Source organism: Schaedlerella arabinosiphila (assembly GCF_003885045.1).
GTDB classification, from domain to species: Bacteria; Bacillota; Clostridia; order Lachnospirales; family Lachnospiraceae; genus Schaedlerella; species Schaedlerella arabinosiphila.
On the sequence record NZ_RHJS01000002.1, the window covers coordinates 4,454,244 to 4,469,522 of the forward strand.

At 53.3% G+C, this 15,279-nt stretch carries 12 protein-coding genes; 1 reads left to right on the top strand and 11 read right to left on the bottom strand.

Going from position 1 to position 15,279, the window contains the following annotated elements:
- Positions 1–130 precede the first annotated feature (130 nt).
- From EBB54_RS21075 to aroD, 7 genes are all read right to left on the bottom strand, one after another.
- On the bottom strand, positions 131–1,003 hold the full coding sequence (locus EBB54_RS21075) for a Cof-type HAD-IIB family hydrolase (RefSeq protein ID WP_125128852.1): 873 nt from the start codon (positions 1,001–1,003) through the stop codon (positions 131–133).
- A gap of 147 nt (positions 1,004–1,150) precedes the next feature.
- A complete protein-coding gene (gene amrS / locus EBB54_RS21080) occupies positions 1,151–1,978 on the bottom strand; it encodes an AmmeMemoRadiSam system radical SAM enzyme (RefSeq protein ID WP_125128853.1) in 828 nt (275 codons plus the stop codon).
- 95 nt (positions 1,979–2,073) lie between these two features.
- Positions 2,074–3,456, bottom strand: a complete 1,383-nt coding sequence (gene amrA / locus EBB54_RS21085) for an AmmeMemoRadiSam system protein A (protein ID WP_125128854.1) — start codon at positions 3,454–3,456, stop codon at positions 2,074–2,076.
- Positions 3,457–3,773: 317 nt separating this feature from the next.
- The gene (locus tag EBB54_RS21090; protein WP_125128855.1) at positions 3,774–6,791 is read right to left on the bottom strand and encodes a cation-translocating P-type ATPase; all 3,018 of its coding nucleotides are present in this window, start codon (positions 6,789–6,791) and stop codon (positions 3,774–3,776) included.
- A gap of 127 nt (positions 6,792–6,918) precedes the next feature.
- The gene (locus EBB54_RS21095; protein WP_125128856.1) at positions 6,919–7,905 is read right to left on the bottom strand and encodes a 2-hydroxyacid dehydrogenase; all 987 of its coding nucleotides are present in this window, start codon (positions 7,903–7,905) and stop codon (positions 6,919–6,921) included.
- Between the two features lie 8 nt (positions 7,906–7,913).
- On the bottom strand, positions 7,914–8,177 hold the full coding sequence (locus tag EBB54_RS21100) for a hypothetical protein (protein ID WP_125128857.1): 264 nt from the start codon (positions 8,175–8,177) through the stop codon (positions 7,914–7,916).
- Positions 8,174–8,935, bottom strand: a complete 762-nt coding sequence (aroD, locus tag EBB54_RS21105; protein ID WP_125130945.1) for a type I 3-dehydroquinate dehydratase — start codon at positions 8,933–8,935, stop codon at positions 8,174–8,176. Before aroD ends, EBB54_RS21100 begins: the two co-directional genes overlap by 4 nt.
- A gap of 199 nt (positions 8,936–9,134) precedes the next feature.
- Here aroD and gnpA point away from each other — a divergent pair, with 199 nt between their 5' ends.
- Entirely contained in the window at positions 9,135–11,288 is a 2,154-nt protein-coding gene (gene gnpA, locus EBB54_RS21110; RefSeq protein ID WP_125128858.1) for a 1,3-beta-galactosyl-N-acetylhexosamine phosphorylase, read from the top strand.
- A gap of 276 nt (positions 11,289–11,564) precedes the next feature.
- On the opposite strand, the gene EBB54_RS21120 is transcribed toward gnpA, so the two are convergent.
- The 4 genes from EBB54_RS21120 to EBB54_RS21135 form a co-directional block, all read right to left on the bottom strand.
- Positions 11,565–12,029 carry a DUF6483 family protein gene (locus EBB54_RS21120; RefSeq protein ID WP_193554376.1) on the bottom strand — a complete coding sequence of 155 codons (465 nt, stop codon included), beginning with the start codon at positions 12,027–12,029 and terminating at the stop codon, positions 11,565–11,567.
- 179 nt (positions 12,030–12,208) lie between these two features.
- Positions 12,209–12,952, bottom strand: a complete 744-nt coding sequence (locus EBB54_RS21125; protein WP_125128859.1) for an MBL fold metallo-hydrolase — start codon at positions 12,950–12,952, stop codon at positions 12,209–12,211.
- Positions 12,953–13,054: 102 nt separating this feature from the next.
- Positions 13,055–14,152: an alanine racemase gene (locus EBB54_RS21130; RefSeq protein ID WP_125128860.1), complete on the bottom strand. Its 1,098-nt coding sequence runs from the start codon at positions 14,150–14,152 to the stop codon at positions 13,055–13,057.
- A complete protein-coding gene (locus EBB54_RS21135; protein ID WP_125128861.1) occupies positions 14,149–15,279 on the bottom strand; it encodes a M20 family metallopeptidase in 1,131 nt (376 codons plus the stop codon). Before EBB54_RS21135 ends, EBB54_RS21130 begins: the two co-directional genes overlap by 4 nt.

A 15,279-nucleotide genomic window follows, 5' to 3' on the forward strand; every position in this document is an offset into this window, starting at 1 on the left:
ACAGACATATAATGCCGCTGTGCCAAATCCGGATACCGGTCAGAGCTGCCGCTTTCTATCGTCCTGCGGCCGCACCCCTGAATCCGCTGCTTGCCCGGCCGGATCAAACTGTTTTTTCCCCAATGTACTACTATCCCTTCCTTCGTCTCAGCATTTCCTCAATCGCATACGCCACGCCGTCCTCTTCGTTGGACTTCGTCATATACTTTGCTGCTTTTATGATCTCCGGTTCGGAATTGCCCATGGCAACGGTGGCGCCGAAATCCATGGACAGCATGGAGTAGTCATTCATACTGTCTCCGAAGGCCATGACTTCTTCCATAGTATACCCCAGAGATTCGATATAGTTTTTCAGCACCGGCCCTTTCTGGGCGCGGGCATCGGTAATCTCCAGGTTGTTGACATAGGAGGACGCCACAGCCAGCCTTTCGTCCTTCTGCAGCTTCTGTTCAATCTCCCGGAGCACCTCTGTATCACAGCAAAAAACAAAGATCTTATACACCGAGATTTCTCTGTCTTTTAATTCCTGAAAATCCCGGATCAGGCGGGTATTTTTCTTCATGTTCCGGTACATCTCTGTTTCCAGGATCTCCTCCATGGACAGGTCCGAAAAGAATACCTGGAGGTTTTGCCGCAGGTCTTCTTCCAGCTTTTCCGGGGTGCCGATGCTGTAGTCGCATTCTCCTGTCATAAAAATGACGGAAACCGGATAGTTTTTCAATACATCGTAAATCTCTCCGCATATCCCAGTGTCCATCTGCAGCCTGCTGACGATCTTCTGCTGCGGGTCGCGCACCTCCGCGCCGCTTCCCACAATATAATCGCAGACCAGCCCCATGCCGTCCAGCTCCTGCAAAGCTCCGTTGAGATCCCGGCCTGTTGCCACTATAAAACGGATTCCCGCGTCACACGCGCTGCGGATGGCCCTGGCCGTTCTGGGCGCCAGCCGGTGGTCGCCGCCCAGCAGCGTACCGTCCATGTCGCTTGCTATTACTTTTATCATAACTTGTCCACTCCTATGTTCCTTTTGGATAGCTTCCCGGTTACTGTTCACACGGTTGTGCACTTGCTGCACGACATCCGTACGATTCAGTGATGGGGCGGCATCCAGTCCGTCCTAAACAAGCGTCGCTGTCACTTAGGACCGCCGTCAGCAGTTTCCTACAAACACATGCTCCAGATATTTCCCGGCCGCGTCCGCAAGACGATGCACCCGCTCCACCTCCGTTGCCTCCCGGTCGGTCATATGGTACCGCGGGAAAAAACGGGTCACATGAAGCGGAATGTCTTTTCTCAGAGATGCGATCCACCGCGCCTCTTCCTCCATTTCCTCCGTCCCGTCGTTCATCCCCGGCACAACCAGCGTGGTCAGCTCCACATGGCAGCCTGCTGCCGCCCGGGTGATAAATGCCTTTACCGCCTCCAAATCCCCGCCCAGCTTCCGGTAAGTTTCCTCCCGAAACGCTTTCAGGTCAATGTTCATGGCGTCGATATAAGGAAGAAGTTCCTCCAGCACCTCCAGGGACGCCGTGCCGTTGGTGACCATCACATTGTCCATGCCCGTTTCCTTTATGAGCCGGGCCGAGTCGCGCACATATTCCCAGCCGACCAGCGGCTCATTGTAAGTGAATGCCGCACCGATATTTCCGATGACTCTGTATTCCCGGGCCTTTTCTGCCAAATCCTCCGGAGAAATGTATACCGTCCCTGCATCCCCCGTCCCTGCCATAGAAATCTCATGGTTTTGGCAAAAAGAACAGCGCAGATTGCAGCCATAGCTCCCCACAGACAGAACCAGACTGCCCGGCCGGTACATATTCAGTGGCTTCTTCTCAATGGGGTCTAATGCCAGAGACGTCACCTGGCCGTAATTTCCGCAGATGATCCGCCCGTTTTCGTTTTTTCTCGCCCTGCACAGTCCCGTCTGTCCTGGTTCCAGACTGCAGTGATGTATACATACCCGGCAAGTTTCTTTCATAGTGTCCTCCTGCTGTTTTCAATTACTGCCTGCATCTATCATAGTTCAAAACAGCAGGCCATACCCTGCAGCGCAGCCGCTGTTTCAAATCTCCACTAGTAATGCCGTACCACTTCAAACCGCTCCAGTTCCGCCTGTTCCTGCTCTCCGATTCCGGCCTTCTGCTTCGCGATGGCAATCTGCTCCTCCACCGTATCCACGCCTTCCAGATTGGGAAGCAGCAGCCCCCTTTTGAAACCTTTCGTCACCACCACGCCGTACCGCCTGACATCCAGCTTGTCCGGTGAATCGATTTTTTCCGTATCTCCCAGCACGTCCACGGTGATGGTCAGCTTGTCCAGTTCCTCCGGCTCTATGGGTGAAAAACGCGGGTCCCGGGTGGCCGCGCTGACTCCGTTTTCTATGATTTCCTGCGCAATGGAGGGATACACTGCCTGGATCGTGCCGATGCAGCCCCGCAGCCTGCCTTCCTTTTTAATGGAAACAAATACACCTGCCCGGCGCTCCAGCATTTCCCCGGAAAGCCCCTCCGGTATCCGGATCTTCTTTCCCGTGCGGACATATTCCTCCACGGTTTTCCTCGCAAGCTGCACATACTCGTCCTCCTGCCGCCTTAGCTCCATGATCCGGTTTTTCTCCTTTTCCTCATACTGTTCTTTGAAATTCCGCTTCATATCCAGGCTCTTAACCGTATAGGTGCAGATGCCGTAGCCCACGCCAAAAGGCCCTTCATAGGAAAGACGCTGGGTTTCCACTTCCATCCGGTCCAGCGCCCCAGCCATGACTGTAAAGGAACGGTGCCCGCACTCTCCGGCCTTTTCGCAGAAGTCCTTGGAAAATTCCAGCAGTTCCCCGAAATCGCCGCTTTCCATGACCTGCATAATGCGCCTGTCGTACTCCGGGCCCTCCTTCTGGTATCCGTAAGGGCCATCCGCTTTCAGTCTGTGGGACAAGTCGCCGCTGGCAATGATCACGATCCTCCGGCCCAACACCTCCGCCGTCTCCCGGATTCGCCTGCCCAGCTCGTAATGGTCCGTAAGCGGAAGTCCTGAAAGCCCAACCCGAACCAGTTGATAGTCTTTCCAATATTGGTTCACAAAATACAGGGGCACCATGGTTCCGTGATCCAGCCGCCTTTCTCGCTCCCCGGCGGTTCCCGCAGGCAGATCCCCGGCATCCGCCAGCTTGCACAGATTTTCCACAAATTCCCTGTCATAGCCTACCTCAAACCGCACCTGCCCGGCGCCGAACTGGCCCAAATCCCCGACCGCCCCATTTCCCGGTGAAATGTGAAAATAATCCGCATACATGATCTGGTGGGGTGAGAGCAGGACGATGGTCTCCGGCTGAAGCCCGCCGATCCTGCGTCCCACTTCGTGATATGCGTCAATGGTATCCTGAATCTTCTGCTCCTCTCCCCTGCCGACCTCCGGTACGATCAGCGGCGGGTGGGGCACCATAAATGTTCCCTGGATCATGGCATTACCTCCCTGATTCTATCCATCCCCATTTGGCTCTTTTTATACTTATTCTATCATGGGAAGTGCAGCGAATCAAGCCATGCTTTTAATGTTCCTGACAGCATACCTTTCGGATGATCCGCTTCTATTTTTTCGTCTTGCAAATGCAAATAGTTCCGCCCTAGTGTGTACCAGTGAGCCTTCCGTCAATGCTTTGAAAACATACGTATTTCGCTCGTGTTAGACATTCGATTGAACAGTACAAAAAAGCCCCAAGACTGCCTGCCGCCCCATTTCATAATGCAGCAAGCAGCCCAAAGGCTTCATACAATTCCTTATTCTTCCCCATTCCCCGTCAGCACGAAAATCTCGTGTGTCAGCACCGGAAATGCCGCCAGGATCAGCAGTACCGCCCATTCCTGCCAGACAAGCGGCGCGGTTCCGAACATGTTCACCAGATAAGGAATCTCGGTGACCGCCATCTGCAGCAGGATTCCCAGCACAAAGGCCGCCGCCATCACCGGATTGAAGGTTCGTTTTCCGGAAAATACGGAGGTCCGCACGTCCCGCATCCCCAGAGCGTGGAAGAGCTGCGACATGCCTAGCACGGTAAATGCGTAGGTCTGCGCCCGTGCCAGCACCGCCTCATCCTGCAATACTCCCGCAATGTTTGACAGGCAAAACTCTTTCTGCCCTTCTGCCAGCACTTCCCACGGGATTTTCAGAAATGCTGTCAGGCTGATGGCGGCAATGAGCAGCCCGTAAAAAATCGTGCAGGCCAGGCCGCCGTTTGCGAACATGCCCTCCTTTGCGCTCCGGGGCGGCTCCCGCATCAACGCCTCCTTATCATTTTCATCCACCCCCAGAGCCAGGGCCGGCAGCGAATCCGTGATCAGGTTGATCCATAGGATATGGCTTGCTTTCAGCGGAGCGGCAAGCCCCAGCAGCACCGCCGTGAACATGGTGATAATCTCCCCGAAATTCGAGGAAAGCAGGAACAGCACGGTTTTCTTGATATTTTGAAAAATACTCCTCCCTTCTTCGATGGCCTTTTCAATGGTGGCAAAGTTGTCATCCGTCAAGATCATGTCGGAAGCATTTTTTGCCACGTCTGTTCCTGACAATCCCATGGAAATGCCGATGTCCGCGGTGCGCAGCGACGGCGCGTCATTGACCCCGTCTCCGGTCATGGCCACGATGTTGCCGCATTCCTTCAAAAGCTTCACGATCCGCACCTTATGTTCCGGCGAAACCCTGGCAAATACGTTGGTCTCCTTTAAGCGCACCCGCAGGTTGTGATCCGACAGATTGTCCATCTGCGCCCCGGTCATGCACTGGTCCGGCTTCCTCGCGATCCCCAGCTCTTTCGCAATGGCAAATGCGGTATCCGCATGGTCTCCGGTTATCATAATGGTGCGCACCGAAGCTTTTCCAAATTTTGCAACCGCTTCCCTTGCTTCCGGGCGGATGGGATCTTTCATGCCTGCCAGCCCAAGGAATACCAGATCCCGCTCTTTGAGAAGTGCTTCCGGGTCTCCCTCCCCTTCTTTCATGGCCAGCGCCAGGACACGCAGCGCCTGAGAAGACATTTCCTCCAGGGCGGCCTGAATCTTCCGGCGTTTCATGTCATTGAGGGGCTGAACCTTTCCATTGAGGTATACTTTCGTACAGCGTTTCAGCACCACGTCTGGGGCCCCTTTTGTAAATGCAATCTGACTCTGTCCTCCTTTCAGTCCTCCTTTCAGTCCTCCATTCGAATTTCCCTGTACATATGCGCTCCGGTTCTGTCCTCCTCTCTGTTCCGTTTCCGAATTTCCTTGTGCATATGCGCTCCGGTTCTGTCCTCCTCTCTGTTCCGTTTCCGAATTTCCTTGTGCATATGCGCTCCGGTTCTGTCCTCCTCTCTGTTCTGCTTCCGAAATTCCTTGTGCGCTGCGATTCTGGCTCTGTCCCGTACTACTGGTACCGCCTTTTATGTAATGTCCCTGCTTCCGCAGATTCTGATGAACCGTGGTCATCATCTTTCTGGCGGAGTCAAACGCCCGCTCCGCAACACGCGGATACTGCGTCTCGGCCTGTGTTTTCCGAACTCCGCATTTGGAGGCCATGGACAAAAGGGCAATTTCCGTCGGGTCTCCCACTGCCTTGCCGCCTTCCGGCACCGCCGAATCACTGCATATGCCATTCGACATCGTACTGTGCCTGCGGGTACTTCCGCTCTCTGGCAGCACTGCGTCGTTGCACAGCGCGAAGCCCTGTAAAAAAAGTTCCGGAATCTCCGCCTGTTCACGGATATTACTTGTGGAAATGGAAATGCTTTGTTCATTTGTATAACACCGGGTCACAGTCATTTTGTTCTGGGTCAGTGTGCCGGTCTTATCGGAGCAGACCACGTTGACCGCTCCCAAAGTCTCCACGGAAGGCAGTTTTCTCACGATGGTATTCACCTTCACCATCCGGGACACGCTCATGGCAAGCACAATGGTCACTACCGCAGGCAGACCCTCCGGCACCGCCGCCACTGCAAGGGAAATCGCCGTGATCAGCATTTCCAGGATATCGCGCTTCTGAAGCACCGCAATACCGAACAAAAGCACACAGAGCAGAACGGACACAATACTTAAAAATTTCCCCAGCTCCGCAAGCTTTCTTTGGAGCGGAGTAAATTCCTTCGGAACCGTTTTTATAATAGAAGCGATCTTTCCGATCTCCGTCTGCATCCCCCGGGCGATCACGATACCTTCCCCCCGGCCGCCGGCCACCATGGTGGACATAAACGCTTCGTTTTTCCGCTCCCCAATCTGCAGTTCCCCATCCGACTGAAAATCTGCATCCTTCTCAACTGGAAGGGATTCCCCGGTCAGCGCGGATTCCTCGATTTTCAGATTCCAGGTTTTGATCAGCCGCAGGTCGGCGGGGACCTGCATTCCCGCTTCGAGCAGCACCACATCCCCGGGGGCCAGCTCTGCGGCGGCAATCCTGCGGATCTCTCCGCCCCGGCGGACATGCGCTTCCGGGCTTGTCAGCTTTTTCAGCGAATCAAGGGCTTTCTGGGCCTTTCCCTCCTGGATCACCCCCACCGCCGCATTGAGCACGATGACAACTCCAATGATGATTGTGTCACTAAATTCTTTTAATAGAAAGGATACGAATGCCGCCACCAGCAGCACACAGATCAATGGGTCATTCAACTGCTCCAGAAATGTTTCCGGGACGCTCTTTTTCGGCTCCCCTTCCAGCTCATTTCTCCCGTCGGCAGAAAGCCTGGTGACCGCTTCCGCCCAGGACAATCCCTGCTCCGGATCTGTATGGAAATGTTCGGTTACCTCCCCTATGGATTTCTCTTCAAACAAAAAAATCCCCCCTTTCGTGTCTTGCAGTGAATACTGCTGTCAGCGCATGTCCTAAAATCACAGGTTTTCCTTTGACTTGCGGCCCTAATTTATCGTATGCACGAGGTTGGAGGGATATTACAAAAATCTATTCTACTTCATTTCCCGTGGTTTCTCCTTTTTCAAAGGCGACTGCATTTTTCAAAGTGGTCTCGCTGATGGCTCCCAGCGCTTCCTCCGTGAAAAAGCCCTGGTGGGAGGTGATCAGCACGTTTGGGAAGGAAAGGAGCCTGGCCGTGACAGAGCTTTCCAGGATCTCGTCCGAACGGTCTTCATACACGTTCCGCTTTTCTTCCTCATACACGTCCAGCCCCACGGCAAAAAATTTTCTTGCCCGGATGCCTTCGATCAGATCCTCGGTCTTCACCAGCCCGCCCCGGGACGTGTTGACCAGCACCACGCCGTCCTTCATCTTCCGAATGGTCTCCCGGTTGATCAGGTGATACGTGTCGTCCGTCAGAGGACAGTGCAGGGAGACCAGTTCGCTCCTGGCAAGCAGTTCGTCCATGGATACGTACTCGACAAAATCCAACTCCGGATTCTGGTATTTGTCATATGCAAGCACCTCCATGCCGAACCCTTTGCAGATCCTTGCCATGGCCGCCCCGATCTTCCCGGTTCCCACGATCCCTGCGGTTTTCCTGTAAAAATTAAAGCCCAGCATACCCCCCAGGCTGAAATCATTTTCCCGGACACGCACGTATGCCTTGTGAATCCGCCGGTTTGCCGCCAATGCCAGCACCATGGCATGCTCTGCCACAGCCTCCGGGGAATAGCCGGGTACACGCATGACCTTGATGCCGAAAGCCCTTGCCTTTTCAATATCCACATGGTTGAAGCCCGCAGAACGCAGCAGAATCAGCCGCACCTGGCACTGATGAAGCAGCTCCACCGTTTCCGTCCCCACATCACAGTTGACGAAGGCGCACACCGCGTCATAGCCCTTTGCCAATTTTGCGGTGGCCGGGGTCAGCTCCGATTTCAGATAATCAATTTTCAGATTCGGGTACTGGCAGCGTTTTTCCTCGAAAGAATCCCTGTCGTAGCTTTTTGTATCATAAAATAAAATATTCATTGTTTGTCCTACCTTCCTTGTCTCAAAATAATGGTTGCTGGTTGTAGACTGTCCAGGAGGCTGCTGGTCGGAACAGTCCGCTGCATCTCATTGATAGTGTACCCAGTTTTCGGACTTTTCTGCATTTGTAGAATATTTTTCGCTTGTGAGAGGGCGATCTTGGCAGAAGGCAGGAAGAAACACCAATTTTTCGTTCCCTTGGATATTCCAGTCACAGGACTGGCTAAAGCCTGGCTGAACTGTGAACCGTATTGTTTGTCGTTTTCACTCACAGGCTCCTATGCAGCAGCCGCAGCACCGTTTCCAGTTCATTTACCCCCATCTGCCCCGGTGCGGAAGCCTTTTTCGCCGCGCCGAAAGTCAGCGCAGAGCCGAACACTTCCCCGCAGAGCCGGCTGATCACTCCGGTTCCCGCCATGGACATGGTGATGATCGGACGGTCAGCATACTTCCGGGTCATTTCCTCTGTCGCAAGAAGCAGGGTCAGCACGTCCCGTTTATTCTGCGGCATCACCGCGATCTTTGGAAGATCCGCTCCAAGCTCCTGCATCTTCCGCAGCCGGCCCACAATCTCCTCCTGAGACGGCGTCTTATGAAAATCATGGTTGGAGCCCACCACCTTCACACCATACCCATGTACGGCCTCGATGATCTCCCTGACCACCCTGTCCCCGGTAAATGCCTCCACATCCACCAGATCCGCACACCCGGTTTCTGCCACGGCCTTATTGAGCGCAGCGTAAGCCTCCGGTTCGATGGCCTTCTCCCCGCCTTCTCTGGAAGTCCGAAATGTAAACAGCAGCGGAATTTCCTTTAGAGCTGCCCGGAGTTCCTTCAGCACTTCCCTCACTTTTTCCATATCAAATACATCTTCAAACCAGTCCGCGCGCCATTCCGCCACATCCACCGGGATCGTTTCAAATGACTTTGCCTCCTGAATGATCTCCTCCTTTGTGATGCCCACGATGGGCACACATATTTTCGGGATTCCTTCCCCGATTTTCACATTTCTAACCACCACCGGGTTCATCTGCATTTCCTCCTCTGCCTTCTTTATTCCTGCATTTTTCAGATTCTCCAATAACAATACCAGCCCAGCCTGCGAATGTCAAACAGGAGATCCCAGATCCAACCTCACAATAGACTTTCCGCCCCCTATATGATATACTTACACCAACGTAACCCCCAAAACTATTTCCATTTTTTTACCGAAAAACGGGAGGGATTTTATGAATTTAAAAGGACGTGTAACCATACCCACAGACATGGATATCATTGAGGATACCATACGCCTGTCCGAACAATGGGGCGCCGATGCAGTCCGTGACTGTGACGGAACCGATTTCCCCGAGGAGTTAAAAGACGTCGGGCTCAAAGTCTATTCCACCTATTACACCACCAGAAAGGACAATGCCTGGGCAAATGCAAACCCAGACGAGATCCAGCAGATGTACCTTATGACCCCCATTTACACCGCGGCGGCGGATTCCTTACGCATCCCGCTGATGAAGGGCCTGTATAAGGACATGCTCACCCCCAACACCCGGGACGATATCACCCGCTGGTGGGAGGTCATTGACCGGAGCACCGGGGATGTGGTACCCACCGCGGACTGGCATTACGACGAAGCCGCGGGAGAGGTCGTCCTTAACACCGTCCCCTTCCACGATTATACGGTCAGCTTCCTGGCTTACATCATGTGGGACCCGGTTCATATGTACAACGCGGTGGTCAACGACTGGAAGGACGTGGAGCACCAGATCACCTTTGACGTACGCCAGCCCAAGACCCACGCATTTACCATGGAACGCCTGCGCCGGTTCATTCAGGAGCACCCTTATGTAAATGTCCTCCGCTTCACCACATTTTTCCATCAGTTCACCCTCGTATTCGATGAACTGGCCCGTGAAAAATACGTGGATTGGTACGGCTATTCCGCATCCGTCAGTCCTTATATCCTGGAGCAGTTCGAACGTGAAATGGGCTACCCGTTCCGCCCCGAATACATCATTGACCAGGGCTATTACAACAACCAGTACCGCATCCCTTCCAGGGAATTTCAGGATTTCCAGGCTTTCCAGCGCAGGGAAGTTGCAAAAATTGTTAAAGAAATGACCGATATTACCCATGAATGCGGCAAAGAAGCTATGATGTTCCTGGGCGACCACTGGATCGGCACCGAACCCTTTATGGAGGAATTTCGCAATGTGGGCCTGGACGCGGTGGTGGGAAGCGTGGGAAATGGCTCCACCCTACGGCTGATCAGCGACATCGAAGGGGTTTCCTATACGGAAGCAAGGCTGCTGCCCTATTTCTTCCCGGATACCTTCCATGAAGGCGGCGATCCGGTCAAAGAAGCGAAAGTCAACTGGGTAACTGCCCGCCGCGCCATCCTGCGCAAGCCCGTTGACCGGATCGGGTACGGCGGATACTTGAAGCTGACGCTGGATTTCCCGGAATTTGTAGATTATGTGGAGTCAGTCTGCAATGAATTTCGCGAGCTTTACGACAATGTAAAGGGCTGCGTTCCCTACTGCGTCAAACGCGTCGCTGTCCTGAACTGCTGGGGAAAAATGCGGGCCTGGGGATGTCACATGGTACACCATGCGATTTATTTCAAACAGAATTATTCCTATGCGGGAGTCATCGAGGCCCTATCCGGCGCCCCCTTTGACGTGCGGTTTATCAGCTTTGCCGATATCAAAGAAAATCCGGACATCTTAAAGGATATCGACGTCCTCATCAATGTGGGCGACGCAGACACGGCCCATACCGGCGGGGAATGGTGGTGCGACCCTCAGGTTTCCTCCGCTGTCAAGCAGTTTGTATATGAAGGAGGCGGCATCATCGGCATCGGCGAGCCCAGCGCCCACCAGGCAAACGGCCATTTCTTCCAGCTTGCCAACGTGTTCGGCGTGGAGGAGGAGCGCGGCTTTACCCTGGGCTACGACAAATACAACTGGGACAGCCACAGCCATTTTATCACCGAGGACGCGTCAGGGGAGATTGACTTCGGAGAAGGCAAGAAAAATATCTACGCCCTGGAAGGCACTGAGGTGCTGGTCGAACGTGAAAAAGAAGTGCAGCTTGCGGTCCATTCCTTCGGAAACGGACGCGCCGTATATATCAGCGGCCTTCCCTACAGCTTTGAGAACAGCCGCCTGCTCTACCGCGCCATCCTCTGGAGCACCGGAGACGAGCAGAATCTGCATAGATGGTTTTCCACTAACTATAACGTGGAGGTTCATGCCTATATTGAAAATAGAAAATACTGCGTGGTGAACAATACCTACGAACCCCAGAGTACGACCGTGTACCTCGGGGACGGGACGAGCTTCGACCTGGATCTGGAGGCCAACCAGATCGTATGGTATACTTTATAAAAGGCCGTGGGGCTTTGATAGGGTACCCTTGGATATACATTGTGAAACGGCCGAATGGCCATAATGGGATGCCCTTGGGTATACCTTGTGAAACGGCCGAATGGCCATAACGGGGTGCCCTTGGGTATACCTTGTGAAACAACATGCAGAAAACCTGCCGCATCAGATTCGATTGGTGCGGCAGGTTTTTGGTATAATTCCTTATAATTTTTCATTTTCTTTTCCAGATAGCGGATATTGCTTTCGCTGTAAAAAAGGGCCGGATCTGCGGTAATTTCAAAAGGTATTCTCCTTTCCTGTGCCACTTTCGCACAAAAAATCGCGCTTGCCGTTGTAAGGTACATTCACATTTTCCGGCAGACCTCCCGGAACCATCTCCCCATACCCTGCACGCTCCGCCAGGCGCATCAGCCCGTCATATACCTCCTCCAGCGAATAATCATGCTCCTCCAGAAAACATTCTTCCTTTTGGCTTACATACTCATAGAACAGGATTGCCGCAGCCACCTCTTCCCGCTCCTCATAATTCAAATTCTCCAGCAGCATATTTTCCGCTTCATTGATCTGCCCCCGGTCCACCATTTCTTTCAGATCCCCCAGGCTCTGGCCGGATACGGAATACTTATTCTCCCGGGGCATCTCCACCTGCGTATACTGCTTCCCAAGCATCAGTGAAAAAAGCACCCGCACCATTTCCTTGATCATCCGCATGATATAATCCTTTTCGTCCTCGTACAGCATCTCGAAACCTCCTCAATTCTTCCAGCCTGTACGGTTGGAAGCCCCGCAGGAACCTTCTAGCCGTTCAGATAGATTTATTCTCTGTATGGGTTTCATTATACTCCCCGGACGGCCTGTAATCAATAGACAGTCCGACACATAAAGCGTTCTCCAATCCATTTCCGGCGCAGAAACGATTCTCACTCCCCAATAAGATTATCCGGTATCCCAAGCCCCCGGATCTTCCTCATCGCTTTTTCGATATATGTGTATCCCCGGCTCATCAAAAACGCCCCATGGGCAGGCAGAAGGACGTCAGGATGGATCTCCTCCAGCCTCTTGCAGCTCTCAATATATTTCTGCAGATCACAGTCCCATATGGCCTGGAGCGCAATTTTTCCATAATTGAATATGCAATCCCCGGAAAATACGATTTTCTTTCCCTGCCAGATCATTTCATAGCAGGCGTGGCCGCTGCAGTGACCTTCCATACGGTATACGTTCAGACGTATATCCCCCACCTGCACCGACGTATCTTCCAATATCGGCCGTACCGGGCATGCATGAAATGTATACCCTTTCCCATACACTCCGGCCCGGATCGCTTCCTCCAGGGCAATCGCCTTTAGATTTCCTTCGGAAACATACTCCGCGGTTTCCCGCAGGGCATAAACCTCCGCCTGGCAGGCCCGGCTCAGTACAAACGCCCCACCGGAATGATCCCCATGCCCATGGGTCAGAAAAATCCCGGATATCTGCGCAGGGTGGATTCCGGCTGCTTTGATATTGTGCAGAATGGATTCCGGCTCAACCCCTGCCCCCGCGTCAATCAAAGCGTACTCCCCATCCCCGTCGATCAGGTACACCGTACAGTCCAGGTCGTGAGAAATTCCAAACCCAGAATCCCCCGACCCGACAATATAGATTCGTTCATGTATCTGCATTTTGCCTTCCTCCTGTTCACAATGAATCGCCCCCTCACCGATGGTTCGAGGGCATGTCGTCGGAAGGCATCTTTAAAAAATGCTTCGCATTTTGCCTTCCTCCTATTCACTCCTCCCCCGTGCGTCAATCTCGATCGTTCCCCGGAATTTTCCATTGTAAAATCCATATACTCGATCCACCAGATTAGTTACCACACACGCATGATTTGGAATGATCTCAATCTTATCCCCGATCTGCAGCGGGTTTTCCGCTTCGCACCGCAAAAAAGCATGCTCCTCGTTCAATGCATAGATCTCCACCTCCGGATATCCGCAGATCCATCCATACCCTTTCCGGTAATGGCACACATCCCCGGTCAGCGACTTTGTTCCTACGTCCGCGATCACCACATGTTCGTCCGGCTTGCTGACCACCGTTGCCAGAACCCGCAGGGCACAGTCATCCGGTTTTACAAGGCCCGCGTCAATCTGCCCGCAGTCGTTGAAAATATAATGGCCGCTTCGAATTTCCGTGATTCCCCGCAGCTCTTCGGGCACCTTTCCGGTAAAGCTGGAACCGGCGCTCAATACTTCCATCCGAAATCCGTCCTCTTCCAGCAGCTTCGCCGTCTGCAGCAGCGTGTCCCTCTCCTCCCTGGCATATTGCCGAATTTCTTCTATATTACGGCTGTTGTATACCAGCCCTCCGTAATACATCAGTCCCACGATCCGGATACCTGCCAGCTCCCTGATGCTGCGCGCAAACTCCAACGCAGCTTTTCCGGGTTTCACGCCGCCCCGGTTCAAACCGCCGTCTATTTCAATCAGCACATCCACCCTTTTATGTGCCTTTTCAAAAAAATCACTTAGCTGCCCTGCGCCCACGGCGCTGTTCACCAGTGTCGATACCTTCACTTTCCCGGACAGATCCAGAAGACGCTGCAATTTGTCCTCCCCGATCAGGGGATATGCTATGAAAATGTCCTGAATCCCCGCTTCCGCCATCACCTCCGCTTCCCCAAGCTTTGCCGCCGTAATTCCGCTACAGCCTGCCTCCACCTGAAGACCCGCCAGATATCCGCTGCGGTGCGTTTTGATATGGGGACGGTGCTTCAATCCGGCCCTGCAGGCCCCTTCCAGCATATCCGACACATTTTTTTCCACAATATCCATATGGATTACAACCGCAGGTGTAGGAAGCTTTTCCAACTCTCTATTCACTTTGATTCCTCTCCTTTCAAAAACTCCATGGCAATCTGGTAATAATATTTCACCGCCAGCCTGATCTGTTCTTCCTCCACATACTCCTCGCTTGTGTGCGCCTGTTTCAGGCTGCCCGGCCCGCAGATCACCGCCGGAATCCCATGCCCGACCAGAAAACACTGCTCGCAGGATGCGTCAAAGGCCGCCGGGCTCTGCGGCTCTCCCAACACCCGCTCCCCGATCTCACAGCATTTTTTTACCAGAGCATGGCCGCTGTCCATCTCCCCGCCCGGCATGAAAAAATGCTTCGACAAACTGCAGTTCTCGATTCCTTCCAATGCCTGTTCCTCCAACCGTCTGCATTCCTCATAGCCCATCCCGGGAAGCACTCTGAAATCTGTCAAAAGCCGCACATGCCCCGGCACAATATTATCCTTTTCATACCCTTCCACCATAGTCACGGCAATACCCGGAGGCGGAAGAAGCGCATGCCGGTACTGCACCAGAGCTTCATTCATCCGGAAAATCGCATTGATCGCCTTTGCCGCGTCCTGCATGGCATTGTGCTGCTGCAGGGGAAGGGCCGCATGGTAGGGCGCAGCCGCAATATCCACATAATCCCGCAGAACACCTCTGTGCGCAACCGCCACCTGCAGTTCCGTAGGCTCGCCGATCACGGCAAACGCCGCCTTTCCTTTTTCTCTGAGGAAATGCCGCATTCCCAGATTGCCGCACTCCTCGTCCGCAACCAATACAAGGGTCAATGTCCCCGAAAGCCGAATATTCTCCCTGGACAATTGCAGCAATACCGCACACATGGCGGCGACACCGCCTTTCATATCCGCAGTGCCCCTTCCGTACAGCCGCTCCCCTTTTTTTATCATCTGAAACGGCGGAAATTGCCAGTCCTCCGCCGCAGGCACCACGTCCAGATGCCCGCAGAAAATGATCTCCGGCTCCCCGTTTCCATAGGACGCTGTCAGGTTTGCCCGGTTGTTTCCCAAATCCTGTATCCGGGCAGATATTTTCTCTTCACAGAATAATTCATAAAGATACTCTGCAGCCGCTTTTTCATTGCCCGGCGGATTTGCCGTATTGATCGCGATTAATTTTTCCAGTATTTTAAATACGGTCTCTCTGTCCAT

Coding starts and splice junctions, on each gene's coding strand:
- EBB54_RS21075 (WP_125128852.1), bottom strand. CDS start 1,003: ATGATAAAAGTAATAGCAAGCGACATGGACGGTACGCTGCTGGGCGGC.
- amrS (WP_125128853.1), bottom strand. CDS start 1,978: ATGAAAGAAACTTGCCGGGTATGTATACATCACTGCAGTCTGGAACCA.
- amrA (WP_125128854.1), bottom strand. CDS start 3,456: ATGATCCAGGGAACATTTATGGTGCCCCACCCGCCGCTGATCGTACCG.
- EBB54_RS21095 (WP_125128856.1), bottom strand. CDS start 7,905: ATGAATATTTTATTTTATGATACAAAAAGCTACGACAGGGATTCTTTC.
- aroD (WP_125130945.1), bottom strand. CDS start 8,935: ATGAACCCGGTGGTGGTTAGAAATGTGAAAATCGGGGAAGGAATCCCG.
- gnpA (WP_125128858.1), top strand. CDS start 9,135: ATGAATTTAAAAGGACGTGTAACCATACCCACAGACATGGATATCATT.
- EBB54_RS21120 (WP_193554376.1), bottom strand. CDS start 12,029: ATGCTGTACGAGGACGAAAAGGATTATATCATGCGGATGATCAAGGAA.
- EBB54_RS21125 (WP_125128859.1), bottom strand. CDS start 12,952: ATGCAGATACATGAACGAATCTATATTGTCGGGTCGGGGGATTCTGGG.
- EBB54_RS21135 (WP_125128861.1), bottom strand. CDS start 15,279: ATGGACAGAGAGACCGTATTTAAAATACTGGAAAAATTAATCGCGATC.